The organism is Pseudomonas sp. LS-2, from assembly GCF_003605735.1.
Classification (GTDB): domain Bacteria; phylum Pseudomonadota; class Gammaproteobacteria; order Pseudomonadales; family Pseudomonadaceae; genus Aquipseudomonas.
Genome location: NZ_QXTJ01000026.1, coordinates 353,300 through 367,733, shown reverse-complemented (window position 1 = coordinate 367,733; position 14,434 = coordinate 353,300). Strand labels below are relative to the sequence as shown.

13 protein-coding genes and 2 pseudogenes are annotated in these 14,434 nt (G+C 55.8%); 11 read left to right on the top strand and 4 right to left on the bottom strand.

Annotated elements, in window-relative coordinates; translation table 11 throughout:
• Positions 1 to 194: 194 nt before the first annotated feature.
• The 3 genes and pseudogenes from D3M70_RS34240 (at position 195) to D3M70_RS16560 (ending at position 2,192) form a co-directional block, all read left to right on the top strand.
• Entirely contained in the window at positions 195 to 473 is a 279-nt protein-coding gene (locus tag D3M70_RS34240) for a transposase (RefSeq protein WP_120126786.1), read from the top strand.
• A pseudogene (locus D3M70_RS16565) lies at positions 434 to 1,511 on the top strand (IS66 family transposase); the annotation flags it as partial. The gene D3M70_RS34240 and the pseudogene D3M70_RS16565, both read left to right, overlap by 40 nt.
• Positions 1,512 to 1,619: 108 nt before the next feature.
• Entirely contained in the window at positions 1,620 to 2,192 is a 573-nt protein-coding gene (locus D3M70_RS16560) for a uracil-DNA glycosylase (protein WP_120126785.1), read from the top strand.
• 3 nt (positions 2,193 to 2,195) lie between these two features.
• Here D3M70_RS16560 and D3M70_RS16555 read toward each other — a convergent pair whose 3' ends face one another.
• Entirely contained in the window at positions 2,196 to 3,341 is a 1,146-nt protein-coding gene (locus tag D3M70_RS16555) for a TDT family transporter (RefSeq protein WP_375232981.1), read from the bottom strand.
• Positions 3,342 to 3,476: 135 nt separating this feature from the next.
• On the opposite strand from D3M70_RS16555, the gene D3M70_RS16550 reads away from it, so the two are divergent.
• The gene (locus tag D3M70_RS16550) at positions 3,477 to 4,370 is read left to right on the top strand and encodes a LysR family transcriptional regulator (RefSeq protein WP_120126783.1); all 894 of its coding nucleotides are present in this window, start codon (positions 3,477 to 3,479) and stop codon (positions 4,368 to 4,370) included.
• Positions 4,371 to 5,582: 1,212 nt separating this feature from the next.
• Here the strand turns inward: D3M70_RS16550 and D3M70_RS16535 are convergent.
• Positions 5,583 to 6,182: pseudogene (locus D3M70_RS16535) on the bottom strand (SDR family NAD(P)-dependent oxidoreductase); the annotation flags it as partial.
• 273 nt (positions 6,183 to 6,455) lie between these two features.
• On the opposite strand from D3M70_RS16535, the gene D3M70_RS16530 reads away from it, so the two are divergent.
• The 6 genes from D3M70_RS16530 to D3M70_RS16505 all read left to right on the top strand — a co-directional run bounded on the left by D3M70_RS16530 (position 6,456) and on the right by D3M70_RS16505 (position 13,450).
• Complete coding sequence (locus D3M70_RS16530) at positions 6,456 to 6,833, top strand: termination factor Rho (RefSeq protein WP_120126779.1); 378 nt, start codon at positions 6,456 to 6,458, stop codon at positions 6,831 to 6,833.
• 88 nt (positions 6,834 to 6,921) lie between these two features.
• Positions 6,922 to 9,324 (top strand): membrane-bound PQQ-dependent dehydrogenase, glucose/quinate/shikimate family, encoded by a 2,403-nt coding sequence (locus D3M70_RS16525; protein ID WP_120126778.1) that lies wholly within the window; start codon positions 6,922 to 6,924, stop codon positions 9,322 to 9,324.
• A 97-nt stretch (positions 9,325 to 9,421) separates the two neighbouring features.
• Positions 9,422 to 10,330 carry an alpha/beta fold hydrolase gene (locus D3M70_RS16520; RefSeq protein ID WP_120126777.1) on the top strand — a complete coding sequence of 303 codons (909 nt, stop codon included), beginning with the start codon at positions 9,422 to 9,424 and terminating at the stop codon, positions 10,328 to 10,330.
• Positions 10,327 to 11,730, top strand: a complete 1,404-nt coding sequence (locus D3M70_RS16515; RefSeq protein WP_120126776.1) for a hypothetical protein — start codon at positions 10,327 to 10,329, stop codon at positions 11,728 to 11,730. Before D3M70_RS16520 ends, D3M70_RS16515 begins: the two co-directional genes overlap by 4 nt.
• Before the next feature lie 5 nt (positions 11,731 to 11,735).
• Entirely contained in the window at positions 11,736 to 12,545 is an 810-nt protein-coding gene (locus D3M70_RS16510) for an alpha/beta hydrolase (RefSeq protein WP_120126775.1), read from the top strand.
• Positions 12,546 to 12,871: 326 nt separating this feature from the next.
• Entirely contained in the window at positions 12,872 to 13,450 is a 579-nt protein-coding gene (locus D3M70_RS16505; protein ID WP_120126774.1) for a cyclodeaminase/cyclohydrolase family protein, read from the top strand.
• Positions 13,451 to 13,484: 34 nt separating this feature from the next.
• On the opposite strand, the gene D3M70_RS16500 is transcribed toward D3M70_RS16505, so the two are convergent.
• Positions 13,485 to 13,703 carry a hypothetical protein gene (locus D3M70_RS16500; protein WP_120126773.1) on the bottom strand — a complete coding sequence of 73 codons (219 nt, stop codon included), beginning with the start codon at positions 13,701 to 13,703 and terminating at the stop codon, positions 13,485 to 13,487.
• Between the two features lie 188 nt (positions 13,704 to 13,891).
• Here D3M70_RS16500 and D3M70_RS16495 point away from each other — a divergent pair, with 188 nt between their 5' ends.
• Positions 13,892 to 14,089, top strand: coding sequence for a hypothetical protein (locus D3M70_RS16495; RefSeq protein WP_120126772.1), 198 nt, complete (start codon positions 13,892 to 13,894; stop codon positions 14,087 to 14,089).
• Positions 14,090 to 14,161: 72 nt separating this feature from the next.
• On the opposite strand, the gene D3M70_RS16490 is transcribed toward D3M70_RS16495, so the two are convergent.
• Complete coding sequence (locus tag D3M70_RS16490) at positions 14,162 to 14,404, bottom strand: hypothetical protein (RefSeq protein WP_120126771.1); 243 nt, start codon at positions 14,402 to 14,404, stop codon at positions 14,162 to 14,164.
• Positions 14,405 to 14,434 lie beyond the last annotated feature (30 nt).

Genomic DNA, 14,434 nt, shown 5'->3' with positions numbered 1-14,434 from the left:
CTGGGAGCTTTACGGATAAAGATATACGTGCGTGGTAACGATGCCGACTGAGGTGCTTTTGCTTTCTGTAGTAATGCTACGTGGCAAAGTCCATAGGTAAGCGTCCGGCGAACTCACCTTCCGAACTCCAGCTTTAAGGGTGATGGTGTCCGCGTATTTTAGCGGACGCGATCACCCTTATCGCCAGGATTTCCATGCGCCAACGAAGCTCTTATCCGAAACCGTTCAAAGCCCAAGTCGTTCAGGAATGCCTGCAACCTGGGGCAACCGTGTCAAGTGTCGCCATCAGCCACGGCATCAATGCCAATGTCATCCGAAAATGGATGCCGCTCTACCAGGGCCAGCCCGCAACAACCTCGCTGCCAGCATTCGTCCCGCTGAAGGCCGCCCCTAAACAGCCAGCCGAAGCGTCAGTGATCATTGAATTGCCCGTGTGCGTGGCAAGTGGGCCTGCCGTCAGTGCGAAACACTGATCCAGGCGCCGGTGCCGGCGCAGATTATCGACAAAGGTACCCCGACAGCAGGCTTGCTGGCCCACGTCATGGTGGCCAAATTTGCCGATCACTTGCCGCTGTACCGGCAGGAGAAAATCTTTGGCCGCGCCGGATTGGAAATTGCTCGCTCGACCTTGGCCCAGTGGGTAGGACAAACCGGCGTGCGGCCCCAGCCGCTGGTCGACGCGCTGCGTGAAGCCGTGCTGTCCCAGCGAGTCGTCCATGCCGATGAAACACCGGTGCAGATGTTGGCACCGGGCGAAAAGAAGACGCACCGAGCGTACGTCTGGGCCTACTGCACCACGCCGTTCTCTGCACTAAAGGCTGTGGTCTACGACTTCAGCCCCAGCCGTGCTGGCGAACATGCGCGCAATTTCCTGGGCACTTGGAACGGCAAACTGGTGTGCGATGACTTCGCAGGCTACAAAGCCGGCTTCGAACAAGGCATTACCGAAATCGGTTGCATGGCACACGCCCGGCGCAAGTTTTTCGACCTGCAATGTGGCGAACAAAAGCCAGTTGGCCGAACAGGCGCTGCACTCCATCGGCGGCTTGTATGAAGTCGAACGACAGGCCAAGGACATGAGCGACGAAGATCGTAGGCAATTGCGGCAGGAAATGGCGGTTCCCATCGCAGCGAAACTGCACGAATGGATGTTGGCTCAGCGTGGTCTTGTGCTCGAGGGTTCGGCTACAGCCAAGGCGCTGGATTACAACCTGAGACGCTGGGTAGCGCTGACGCGCTACCGGGATAACGGAGCCGTGCCCATCGACAACAACGCCGTGGAGAACCAGATCAGGCCATGGGCGCTCGGGAGGTCAAACTGGCTCTTCGCCGGATCGCTGCGCAGTGGAAAACGGGCGGCGGCGATCATGAGCCTGATCCAGTCGGCACGCATGAACGGGCATGATCCGTATGCGTATCTCAAAGATGTACTTACTCGGTTGCCGACACAGAAGGCCAGTGAAGTTAATAAGTTGCTGCCATTCCACTGGCAGCAGCCCAAGGCAGTTTGACCTTCTAGATAAAGAGGGGAGGTATCATTGGCCGCGACTCACCACATGCCTCTATAGCGTTTAGGAAGGCTTGGATGGTCTGCAACGAGCCTTGAAAAGGACTATGTCGTGAACATCTCTGAGATACGCCAAAAACTTCTATATTCCCCGCACGTGCGTGCACTGAACACATGGGTGGAAAGGCGCTGCTTCGGTAGAAAACTGCCTTACTTCGACCCACTGGATGGTGGAGTCGATGCGTCTGTTCTGATATTGCTGGAGTCTCCCGCCAAAGACTGCTCATGGCCACGCTTCGTTTCCCGCGACAACACAGGGCCCTCCCAGCGAAACCTGAAGCGCTTCCTCGAACAGACGTGTCTCGCGCGTGAGCAGAGCATTTTGTGGAATCTCTATCCATGGCTGCCGGATCTGGACAACCCTGCCGAAGCGATCACACGCTCGAAAATCACAGAGGGCGTCACACTGCTGAAAGAGGTAATGGATTTGCTCCCGTGTTTACGCGTCGTGGTCTTGGCTGGGCGTGTGGCGCAGAGAGCGGCACCCGAAATCGAGCTTCATCGCCCTGCGGTAAGGCTGCTCGCTATGCCCCACCCGAGCCCACTTTCGGTGTGTCAGCATCCCGATGTCGCTAAAGACATTGTCGCCACGCTGACCCGAGCGGCGCAGGTGGCAACTGTCTGATCGTTAGCGACCGGCGCGCTTAGCGTTCAGTGACGCGATACAGGGCGATACAAACAGATTGCCACGGTATGCACCGGCGGCGGTTTTGGTCGCAACCACCAGCCACATGATGGCCAACATCACCACTAGGATAACGCCCAGCACATCGAAAAAGGTCAAATTCAGCGTCGCGCCGAGCTTCAGCGTGGTCACCGCATATACCCCCAGCGGGAAGGTGAAGCCCCACCAGCCAAGATTGAAGGGTATGCCGCCCTTGATATAACGCGCGGTGATCAATAGCGCCAACAGCATCCACCACAAGCCTAGCCCCCAGAACAGGACGCCCGATACCACCCCTATACCCCCGGCCACCAAGCCGATGCCTGGCATGCCGTGGGCGGCGAAGATTGCTGGTGCATCGCTGCCAATGACCAGCATGCCCAGCGCACCCGTGCCAATCGGCCCCAGCGATAACCAAGACGACGCCGCCATGCTCTCATGGGGCAACTTATGAAGTACCAGACGCAGTACCAGAATAACCAAAATGCTTAAGGCCACCGGAACCGAGTAGGCCCACAAGACGTAGCTGGTGATCAGCATCGTGAACTGAGCGCTGGTATCGGCCAGATGCGTTGCAATTGTACCGCCGCTGGCGGCTGCCACTTCCGCCGCTACCACCGGAAGTAGCCATACGGCGGTCATCTGGTCGATGCTGTGCTCCTGCCGGGTAAACATCATAAAAGGGATCAGCACCCCACACGCCATTGCCATGGCGACGTCGCACCACCAGAGCGCATGAGCCAGGGGTATCACACCGTCTCCCCAGTTTGGGAGGCCGTACTGAACCAGGCCGTTGATGATCGTTGCCAGCCCCATCGGTATCGTGCCGAAAAACATCGAAACCGTGGAATGCCCAAAGATCTGTTTAGCTTCATCGAAGAAGAACACCCAGCGGGCGGCGTACATCAAGGTGAAGACGGTGAACAGCAGGATATTGAACAGCCAAAGGGCCTCCCCAACACTTGCAAGCAGCGTACTGTGACCCGGCAACTGCCCCAGGGCCAAGGCCAGAATGCCGGTGCCCATCGTGGCGGCAAACCAATTAGGCGTGAACTGCCGAATCGCCTCTTTGGGATTGGAAAGCGCCGCGAGCGGCTGGCCGCCCTGCATGATCTTGGTAAGGCTGATCTCGCGCATAAAGCCTCCGAATGATTACGATGCGGTGATAGGTTCAGAATAGCGGCATGCACTTATCTGGAAAAACGGATATTTTGGATATGGCATACCCGTTTTTAAGGTAAGAAAGTGAAGCTCACACTTCGGCAACTCGACATCTTCCGCGCTATCGCCCAACTGGGTTCAACCACACAAGCCAGTGCAGCCCTTGCCCTGTCGCAGTCAGCGACCAGCGCGGCACTCCATGAACTTGAAGGTGCTTTGGATATTCAACTCTTCGACCGCGTCGGCAAACGCTTGGTGCTGAACGAAAACGGCCAGACACTTCTGCCCAAGGCTATCCGCCTGATCGAAGCAGCGCTGGAGATCGAGGGTGGTTTTCGGACAGACGTGGTCGCGCGGCTGCGAGTAGGTTGCAGCACGACGATTGGCAACTACATTATGCCGCTGCTTATGCAACACATGGCCGAGCGTGCCGGCGGGACACAGATCGATGTCATCCTGGGCAACAGTGCAGAGATCACCCGGCAGGCGGCACAACTGTCAATTGACGTTGGCCTGGTTGAAGGGCCCAGCCACCAGCCCACTCTGGCCGTGCAGCCCTGGTGTGAAGACGAGTTGATCATTGTCGCAGCGGCAGATGACCCTTTGGCACATAAAGGGCAGCTTTCTGCCAGTGAGCTACGTGAAGCACGCTGGCTTGTGCGCGAAGAGGGATCGGGCACGGCTGAAGAGGTACAGCAGTGGCTCTTACCGCATCTTGGTTCTTTGAGCAATGCTCGGCAGATTGGCAGTTCTGAAGCCATAAAGCGGATGGTAGCGGCGGGTATCGGAATCAGCTGCCTTTCCTATTGGGTGGTCGGAGACCTCATCGCAGAAGGCAGACTGATCTCGTTGAATCACGTGATTCCTGAGCACAAACGGCAGTTACACGCTGTCTATCACCGAGACAAATTCATCTCACTCTCCCTTGAAGCCTTTTTCAGGGTGATCAAGGACTTTGCCTCGGCCAACGCGAGATAACGGCTAGGCCACGTGACGCCCTCAACAGAAGGGAAGTTGTATTCGCCATCCGCTTACGTCCATAGCAAAGATTGAAGGCCATGACGTGGCACTCATCGCAGCAGACAGCTCTGGAACAGTATGTCGACAGGCGCGCAATATGGTTGGCTAGCCAGGTAGGCCTGCATATCGGTTCATGGATGGCTGTCGATGGTGTAGGGCCATCGAAGGTGGAGCTGAGTATGCTAATGCCTGATCACGGTTCACTTGGCCTGTATTTCGTTACCATGGGTAGCGATGACGCTTAGTCTTTGGCGAAGCGCATCGCTATTTGTTGGTGGAGCGAAAGAGCAAATACGAGCTGAATTCTAACGGCAAGCGTGACCTGCCGGTGCACGAGGGGCACCCCATGAATCGACCTGCAGAAGGGACGCTTGTACTCGCTTGGGGAGGCGTATCCAAGGAACAGTCTCTCGAAACGGTTATTCCGTTTTTCCCAATCGATTTGCTGGTGAAGACAGTTTCTCGGCGCAAGCGCTGGTCAGGGCAATGCATCGAGGGATGTGTGATGGGCTTTAGGGAGCTTTTCGCTGCCCCGAAGGTTGGTCTGGCCCGAGTGGTGCATCTATTTTAATTTCGGCTCGTCTGTGCATTTCGCCCTGGACGGGTAATTCAGAGACCATTTCCAAGCTCAACGTGAGAAAGCACGTATGTGGATGCGAAAGCGGCGCGAATCTCTTGTGCAAGACCTTTATGAAACTGTCGAAGATTTGCGTGTGCTAGCTGATCAGCTAATGGAGCTCTCTCTTGAAATGGCCAAGAAAGATCTGCGCCGCGAAGCCCAATCGACAACTAGGATGGTTTTAACGGTGCAGGAAAGGGAGGCTGTGCTCCGTAAACATGCGGATCGGCTCAGCAAAACCGGAAATCTTGGTCGGAGGGTCACGGATCATCTACAGGAGCGCGCTCTTCAAGCAACTGGAGATACAGGCCCTATGGCTTAAGAAAAACGATTAGTAACCTGGTGTCATGCTCGGCCACTGAAGAAGAAACTCCGCTCGGTGAAGGCCTGAGCCGGTGGGGTGGCGAGCCGGTTGCGCGGACAACCTGCAGGACACTTCGTCTACCGGATTCGCTAAGATGCTTGTCCTAGTTTGCCGGCGCATCAGTTTAAGCATTATGGATGGCGGACTTGGGCTAGCATTCGCCCTCTGCGAGCTGTATGGCGGACTTCCAGATGTCAATGCGACCGTGCCCGAACTCTGCAGCGCGCTCTGCGAGATTTATCATTTGCGGGCTGATCGTGACATCCGTGGTGACTGCGACAGCGTCGGTACCGCACTCAGTGCACTTATCCAAAACCTCGTAAAGCGCTTCTTCATCCCTCGCCGCCAGTACAAGTCGCGCGCCTTTGCACGCGAAAGCCTTTGCGGTGGCTCGGCCAATACCACTTGATGCCTCGGTAATGACAACCAGCTTTCCGCTCAACGGCCCGATGTCTAATCCCTTAGGCTCATTTGAAGTTACGAAAGGTTCCGTTGGAATCGGTGGATCCATCTCAACAGCAGCGAGCTTTAGAGTTTCCCCAGATACCAGGGTCAGAGTGAGGTCGGAGATTGTGCCAGCGAGACGGCCTGGGAACAGGGGCTTCCCTGTCGAGTCCAGATCGTCGTAAATGAATTTTTGGCCTTCGAGCCAGCCGACCGCGCTCAATAGCTCCGGGGCGAGAAAATACTTTCCGTCGAGAAAAAATCCTGTAAATGGATGCGTGTCGCCTATTTTCTCTACTGAGTAGCGCTCTCCTATCTTCATGCCTGTATCAGGGTCGATCATGAAGGTTCCTCCTCTGGGTGATTTGACGTAGAGGATGGCGGCGTCGTTATCGTTCCGTTGAGTTGCTGAGCGGACACGGGCGTGATCGTCCGTATGCAGGACGGTGTATGTTCCCGTCATTTCATTATGGAGAGCTCTCCGGCCAGGCGCAGTCATGATGTGGCGCGCCCGGCTACTTCAAGAAATCTGGGTGAACTTTCCTTGATAAATTTGCTTCCCTATTGAAACAGGGGCGAAGGCAGACTCGCGCCTACTTACACAGAGGTACGCGCCATGGCACGTGGAAGCAAAGACAAGTACACCGACGAGCAAAAGCGCAAAGCCGAGCACATTGAAGAGAGCTACGAGCAGAAGGGCACACCCAAAGACGAGGCGGAGGCGCGCGCTTGGGCAACCGTAAACAAACAGTCAGGAGGGGGTAAAAAAGCTGGTGGCTCGGGTAGAAAAACGTCGCACTCTACGAAGGAACAGGCCAAATCTGACTCGGGCAAAAGAGCGGCGCAAACACGCAGCGGCCATGGGCGTGACTCTAAAACTTCACTTGAAACGCAGAGCAAGGAAAGCTTGATGAGTGAGGCCCGTAGTCGGAATATTTCTGGACGTTCGAAGATGACCAAAGCTGAGCTGATCGAAGCGCTCAAAAAGAAGTGACTGCAAACCAACCTGACTCTGGAGCGGAGTAATGCATACAGACTCCCCTTGGTCATGATCTGAGTTATTAAGAGCCTGTGGAGGTCAGATGAACCTGTTCCAGCGCAGTACCCCTGTGTTTACCGGCGCGCTGGTGGCGCTCATTGGATCATTCCTGTTTGGCGGCGGTATCTGGCTTGTGATGCTGCATGGGTCGCCCTATTACTTGCTGGCAGGATTAGCTCTGCTGATAACTGGCGTCGGTTTGATCAGGGGCCGATGGTGGTCGCTATGGGTTTACGGTCTGGCGTGGCTCGCGACTGTCGCCTGGGCCTTATGGGAAAGCGGCCTGGATGCCTGGGCCCTTGAGCCAAGGCTTCTCGTTCCGACCTTGCTGGGCCTCTACTTGCTGCTTCCTCGGATTCGTCGGCGGCTCCACCCACACAAGCACATCTCATCTGCAGGCAATGTGATTTGTTCTCTGGTTGGCGCGCTGCTCGTTGCTCTGCTTTTCCTCGCTCATCCCTATCCAGAAAATTTGCCAGAGCAGGCACAGGCACAGTTAACGCAGCCTTCATCTTCGCCTGAAAATATCGACAATGACTGGCGTTACTACGGTCGCACGCCTCGCGGTGAGCGCTGGTCTCCGCTCACGCAGATCGGTCAGCAAAACGTCGACCAACTTCAACCTGCCTGGGAATACAGAACGGGCGATGTTGCGCGATCCGGAGAAAACAAGAACGGCTACGAATTCAATTTCGAGGTCACTCCCATCAAGGTGGGCGATACACTTTACATCTGCACGCCGCACAGCCAGGTCATCGCCCTGGATGCCGTATCGGGTGCTGAGCGCTGGCGTTTCGATCCCAAACCAGAAACCGGGAACAACGCTTATCTAGCCTGTCGCGGCGTAGCCTATTACGAGGCGCCGGCAGGTACCGAATGCCCGCAACGGATTATTTCTCCGGTGGCCGATGCCCGCCTGGTCGCACTGGACGCAAACACGGGCAAGCCCTGCGCGAACTTCGGAGATCAGGGCTTCGTTTCTTTGAGGCAGCATTTGGGTGATGTGCCCAAAGGTTTTCATTTCGTAACCTCGCCGCCATTAGTCGTCCGTGACCGAGTGATCCTTGGCGGGTGGATATATGACGGCCAGAAAACCAACGAGCCCTCGGGAGCGGTGCGTGCCTTTGATCCGATCACAGGTCAAATTGCCTGGGCATGGGACGTGGGGCGTCCCGAAAGCGTTGTCAGCCACCCCGCGCCCGATGAGAATTTCACTCCGGGCACCCCTAATGCTTGGGGGGTATACACCGCCGACGTTGAGCGCGGCTTGGTGTATCTACCGACTGGCAATGCAGTGCCGGACTACTACGGTGCTAAACGCCGGCCATTCGATGAGAAATACTCGAGTTCCGTGGTCGCGCTCGATATCGAAACAGGCGCGCCCAGGTGGTCTTTCCAAACCTTGCACCATGACCTTTGGGACATGGATGTGCCCATCGGCCCGACGTTGGTAGACCTGCAGGATACCAACGGCAAGAATGTTCCCGCTCTGGTGCAGACAACCAAACGCGGCGAGTTGTTTGTCCTTAATCGCGAAACTGGGGAGCCTGTCGCCCAGGTTGCAGAGAAGCCCGCGCCTCAAGGTGGCTTGCCGGGTGAACCTGTGTCCGCAACGCAACCTTACTCAGTGGGCATGCCTTCGTTTGCACCTCCTCAGATCGAGGAGAAGGACGCATGGGGCGTAACGCCCATCGACCAAATGCTCTGCCGTATTGAATTTCGCAGCCTGGATTACAAAGGCGCGTTTACGCCATTTTCCCTAGATAAGAAAACCTTGGTGTATCCAGCATTCGATGGCGTCATCGACTGGCACGGAGCATCCGTCGATCCTGAGCGCAAGCGCCTGTATGCGAACCTGAGTTACATCCCTTTTGTTGCGCAGACGCTTGAACGGTCTGATGCGGAGAAAAAAGGTCTGGTCGAGCCATGGGATGGCAAGGGACAGCCGCCAAGACCTAAGAAATTCGCCATCAATCCTCAATACGGCACGCCTTATGTGGTCAAGGTCGATCCGTGGCTTGGGTTGTTGGGCGCACCTTGCAAAGCGCCACCGTGGGGGCAGTTGGCGGCGGTTGATCTGCGCACCCGTTCCGTCGTCTGGAAACATGATGTAGGCACAACTCGTGACATGGGGCCGATGGGGCTACACGTCAACCTGCCTTTCCCCACAGGGATCTTCAATATCGGCGGCAACGTCACTACTCGATCCGGGCTCATATTCATGGGCGCGACGGCGGACGACTATCTGCGCGCATTTGATGCGCAGAACGGCAAAGAACTCTGGAAGGCTCGGCTGCCTGCCGGAGGGCAGGCAACGCCAATGACATACATGGGCAAGGACGGCAGGCAGTACGTCGTCATTGCAGCTGGCGGTCACGGTGGTTTGCAGACTCGGTCGGGCGACTACGTCGAGGCATTCGCATTGCCAAAAAGAGGTGAGCCATGAGTACAAACATCAGCGCTGCTGGCTTGGATATGCATTTCGGTAACGGCAATGAGCAGTGTCCCTCGAGCGCTTCGTTCAAATCCGCGAGTGAAAAGCGATGAAGCGATCTTCCCGTAATAATCTAACCTGGATTTTGGCTGGCTCCGCAAGCCTGTGTGCAGTGGCCGGCTATCGCATTTATCGCCGTTTGGCTCGAATGCCAGCGCTGAGCGAAAATAGCCTGCAACTCGGCATAAAAGGCGAGTACATACAGGCTGGGCCTTGGCGCATGTTTTTCCGGAGCGTCGGCGATTTGGATGGGCCAGTGGTGGTGCTGGTTCATGGCTTGGTCATTTCCAGTCGCTATATGGAGCCTCTGGCGCTGGCATTGGCTGCGAACGGTTACCGCGTGCTGGCCCCGGATTTACCTGGCTACGGCGAGAGTGTCATTGGATCGCCGCGTAGCGCCCTGAGTATCCAAAGCCTTAGCGACGCTCTGTTTTTGTGGCTGACCGCGATGAATGTTGGCAAGGCTTCATTTATCGGTAATTCCTTCGGCTGCCAGGTGTTGACTATGCTCGCAGTGCGCCATCCTGCAGTCGTTGACCGTCTTGTATTGCAGGGGCTAACTGTCGATGCGGATGCGCGAAACCTCTTTACTCAGATAAGCCGCGCCTTTCTCAACGGGCGTCGCGAGCGCCAGAGATCGAGTGCAGACATCGGCCGTGTCGACTATGCCAAAGCCGGCCCTTGGCGCGCTTTGACCAGCATGTACAGACTGATTCGGGACAGAGTCGAAACCCGTTTGCCCTTAATCCAAGCACCGTGTCTGATCCTGCAAGGCACACGCGATCCGGTAGTTCCGACTCCGTGGGCGCAACGAGCATGCGATTTGTTGCCAAACGGCCAATTTCGGCTGCTTGAGGGCGCCACTCATACCATGAACTACGTATACCCTTTTAGTTTCGCCCAAGCAGTGGCGGACTTTTTGGACGGAGACAATCATTCAGGGAGAATCGATAAATGAGTCGGCCCCCACGGGGTATCGCCCGTTTTGATTCCGCTGCAGCGATGGTTCAGGCATTGGCGGCTGCGCTGCATGATAAGCCCTTCACCAGCCCGAGCCAGTCAGCTGTTATGGACAAGTTGATGCCTGTCCTTAATGCCCTACCAAGTAGATCCCGAGAGTTGATTTACGCTTTCGGTGGAATGGCTGAAGGCATAGGGGAGGGACAGGCGCGACGATTGGATATCGAGGCCATCAGTGAGTGGGTAGCCGGGCAATACCCTGATCGACGGTACCCAGCTGCATTCATTGGTTCCTCGAACGGCGCCATGATTCATCTGGCAGCTGCAATGAATGTCCCTTGGCTGCCGCAGACCTTCTTATGTCCCGTACGTGCACTCGGGAACGATCCAGACGACGCCCAGCGTGCTTTCCAGGAAGGACTGGGCACCGTGGCCAACTTACTCGAGGCCGATGCGCGAATTGCAGTGCATCACATGCATGATCCGAATCAGGATCGTCTGATGCTCCAACAAATGACGTACTTCCGCCTCAAGTTGCAGCGTTTACCGCTTGCTTACCGGGAATTCCTTTTGCGCAACTTACCGCGTGGCGGCACGCTCTATGTGAACCGTTGCAATCGACAATGGCCCGTCACGCGTACTGGCGAACGCTCAATCTTTCAGTTTGGGGCCACAGGGGGCGCGACAGAGGCTGAGTACTTTCAAGGCTCACCGCGAGTCGCTGAATATTTGAGGCGGTACAGTATTCCTCGCACACATTGGGAACCACCGAAAACGACCGAACTCACACCCGAAGCAGAGTGGGGATTCGACCCTGCGTTGCTCCAAGATCTGAAAGAGTTGGCTGAGCAACGTCAATGGCGTGTTATCGAAATCAGCTATGTAGAACCTGAGGCATTGAGCGTTCCCACCGCCGAAATTTACCGGCAATGGTATGGCGATCAAGGCGTTAGGGCCGAGCGTCTATTGGTCGGCAGCTTTTTGCTATGCGACCCTCATACGACCTTGAGTCTCAGAGCCATCCCCCTATGGCTGCTTTTCGGCGTAGAACCTTCCGCTGACCTTCTGGAGCGGTTCCTTGCGCAGGCAGCAGGGCCGGAGGAGGTCGATCTGATGTTGTTTTCTCATGGCACGGAAGGGGTGGGTCTAGCCACCATGCAGCGCTGGCGGCAGGCGCTAAGCCGAGCAAAAGGGCAGGCTCGGCTTATAGGAGTTGACCCTCAACGCTATCCTCGGGACTTCGCCACGTTCACTCGTTTCGCAAAGGATCTTCAACGGCTAAAGCCCCGCTTTGATCCGCTTCCACCGATGAAACTCGATTTCTTCGAGCAGGCACTGCAGCGTCATGGAGAGGCATGGGGGATCAAGCTTCAGACGCTTAGTGGTAAAGAGCCGTGATCTCGATGGTGTACCTGCTTACCTTTGCAGGCGCCGCAATCCTGCTCCTGTACCTTTCGGGCCTAATAGCGATTTATTGGCTGCAAGGACGTCTGATTTACCCTGGTGAAAGAACCACTCGGGCCCATCCGCTGGATTTCGATCCGCGCTTTGTCTGGACGTCTGTGGTTACTGCCGATGGGCTTGGACTTGCGTGCAGGTATTGTCCTCCTGTACCCGACTCGCCGCTCTGTATCTTGCTGCTGCACGGCAATGGAGAGGATTTGCGTAATCGGTCAGCAATCGCGGAACGGCTGGTCGACGAAGGCTACGGGGTTCTGCAGGTTGAATACCGTGGATTCGCAGGTAACCCTGGTCGACCGAGTGAGCAAGGCCTTTACTCCGACGGCAGAGCAGCATTGAAGTTACTGGAAAGCACAGGGCGGGCCGTGGTGATCCATGGCTACTCCCTCGGCAGCGGAGTGGCAGTGCAGCTAGCCACTGAAACACGATGCGCAGGTTTGATCCTGGAAGCACCGTTCACATCCGTGGTAGCTGTTGCTAAAGCAAGACTTTCCTGGCTGCCCGTAGAGCGGCTGACCCGTGATCGCTACGATAGCTTGTCGAAGATTGGTCGAGTTCGTGCACCGTTATTGATATACGGCGGAGATGAAGATCTGGTGATTCCGCCCGCTCACTTCGAGCAACTTTATGCGGCGGCAAATAAACCCTCTAAGTTCATCCTGATCCGAGGGGCAGGGCACGTCGACGTATGGGAAAGCGGGGGAGAGCGTTACGTACTGGAGTTCCTGCGTACAGTCGCCGACCAGTGCTAACGCACTGGATTTAAAAAACGCTAAGGATGATCGGCCAGCAGCGCTCGGCTGCACTCGTAGATCGTGAACAATTTGTAGTGGTTCGGCGCAATTCTGTCGTAAGCCCCAGTCACGAAACACGTCGGGCACGAATCGAACCACGATGACCCATGGCCGATCCCCGCCAGATTTCCATCAAACTCCTGAGTGACCTGGAACGCCCGAGGTTCATTTGGCCAACCCGCCGGTACAAGACCAGGAGCCGATCCGATGCTGCAGCGACTGAAACCTCGATACCTGTGAGAGCGCTTGTCTAGCTGCGCAACATAACCACTGAGGATTACTAGATGAGCCTATGGTCATGCACTCTGGATTCGTTTTGCGAACAAGTTGCCTCACCGGCGCCTGTACCAAGCTGCGGTGCCACCGCATGCGTCACTGCGAGTTTGGCGCTAGCGCTTCTGCGAATGGTGATTCGCAAATCTTTCGATCAGATTGATGCCGACAGCGAGGTAGATATTGCCGTCAGAGTGGAGCAACTGCTTACCGTGATGAAGGCCCATGCTGACAATGACATGCGAACATTCGGCGCATTCATAGAGAAATCCGCATCAGGGTCTTCTGGACACAATCACCAGCAGGCGCTAGACATAACGTTAGGTTCACTGGCAGCTGCGAGGTCGTGCTATGAGGGTATCGCGCTTGCACAAGGTGCTGTATCAAACGTAAAGAGAGAACTGCAGTGCGACGTGCTCTCGTCTGCTTTGATGATGCACGCCAGCCTTTCTGCGCTTCTCATAAACGTTGATGCAGATGCCGCTAACCTTCCTGCCTCCAGCCAAACAAACGAGATGATGCGTGCCCGTGCAAACCTACAATCGCAGGCGGATGAGGTACTGACGCGCCTGCGGTGCGGTGGGTGGTGAGTTGTCGACTTCCGTACCCACGGGCAGAGAAGGCTTACTTGAGACGCACAACGCAGGGCCTCGTGATGCTTGCGGATTCGTGATAAATGTCGTCCAGCCAGCCCGTAATTTCATCCTCGCCAACAAAGTCAGGAATGACCACGCCCGTCACCCTTGAGCGCTTTCCCGTGCTTTCATCAAGGAGAAAAACCTGCCATTCACCTTGTGCTTTCTGAATGCCTATTGTTCTTCCAAATACGTCGTAAACCATCATCACCATCATTCCTTAGCTGTGTAAAAGGCAGGCGCTTCGCAACCACATCCTCTGTCTTTCAATGGCCGCCCTCAAGTGATCGTTCCTATGATCAGATCTGCGAGCGGCCTCCATTTGATCGAACCTTTTTTGTCATCATTTGCCTTAGCTTTAAATCGAGCGATATGACTTTAGGCAAGGAGGGCCAGATGTCGGATACCAATCGATCAAAGCGCCAAATTGAATGTCTTCTTCGGGTTCGCGACTGGCATTTATCCAGCGCACTGCGTGCTGAAGCGGAAGGGCGACGCGAGGAGGCTCAATTTCATATGCAGTACTATCGGCTGCTGGGGCCTGCTGTTGCAGGCCATCCAGCCATTGCGCATACCGTCACGGAGGATGATTGACAAGGGACGGCGTGAACTCGGGCAATCCTTCCCAGGATCATTTTATGGCCGCTAATTCCCATTCTTGCATAGCTATAGCTTGCTGATTTCACCTGTAGCCTCCGCCAAGGTGACTAGCGTATTTTCCATGTCTGAAATGGAACGCTGTAAATTGGTGAAGCATTGGGATAGCGATTGTTGGTGGTCGACAGTCTGCTCGCCCTGTAGATGCTGAACCTGCGCCAGCTCAATGCTTTCCAGCTTGTCCACCGCTTTTCGAAGCGAGTGCAACATTGCGGCTAAAGCGATGATGTGGCGCTCGCTGGCTTTAGTCATGGGTCACTCCGTTACCAACAGAGGGTGGAA

What these genes read in the sequence shown, in the direction of transcription:
- D3M70_RS34240 (WP_120126786.1), top strand. Translation starts at nt 195, where the DNA reads ATGCGCCAACGAAGCTCTTATCCGAAACCGTTCAAAGCCCAAGTCGTT.
- D3M70_RS16555 (WP_375232981.1), bottom strand. Translation starts at nt 3,341, where the DNA reads ATGCAGGGCGGCCAGCCGCTCGCGGCGCTTTCCAATCCCAAAGAGGCG.
- D3M70_RS16530 (WP_120126779.1), top strand. Translation starts at nt 6,456, where the DNA reads ATGGCACGTGGAAGCAAAGACAAGTACACCGACGAGCAAAAGCGCAAA.
- D3M70_RS16525 (WP_120126778.1), top strand. Translation starts at nt 6,922, where the DNA reads ATGAACCTGTTCCAGCGCAGTACCCCTGTGTTTACCGGCGCGCTGGTG.
- D3M70_RS16520 (WP_120126777.1), top strand. Translation starts at nt 9,422, where the DNA reads ATGAAGCGATCTTCCCGTAATAATCTAACCTGGATTTTGGCTGGCTCC.
- D3M70_RS16515 (WP_120126776.1), top strand. Translation starts at nt 10,327, where the DNA reads ATGAGTCGGCCCCCACGGGGTATCGCCCGTTTTGATTCCGCTGCAGCG.
- D3M70_RS16510 (WP_120126775.1), top strand. Translation starts at nt 11,736, where the DNA reads ATGGTGTACCTGCTTACCTTTGCAGGCGCCGCAATCCTGCTCCTGTAC.
- D3M70_RS16505 (WP_120126774.1), top strand. Translation starts at nt 12,872, where the DNA reads ATGAGCCTATGGTCATGCACTCTGGATTCGTTTTGCGAACAAGTTGCC.
- D3M70_RS16500 (WP_120126773.1), bottom strand. Translation starts at nt 13,703, where the DNA reads ATGATGGTTTACGACGTATTTGGAAGAACAATAGGCATTCAGAAAGCA.
- D3M70_RS16495 (WP_120126772.1), top strand. Translation starts at nt 13,892, where the DNA reads ATGTCGGATACCAATCGATCAAAGCGCCAAATTGAATGTCTTCTTCGG.
- D3M70_RS16490 (WP_120126771.1), bottom strand. Translation starts at nt 14,404, where the DNA reads ATGACTAAAGCCAGCGAGCGCCACATCATCGCTTTAGCCGCAATGTTG.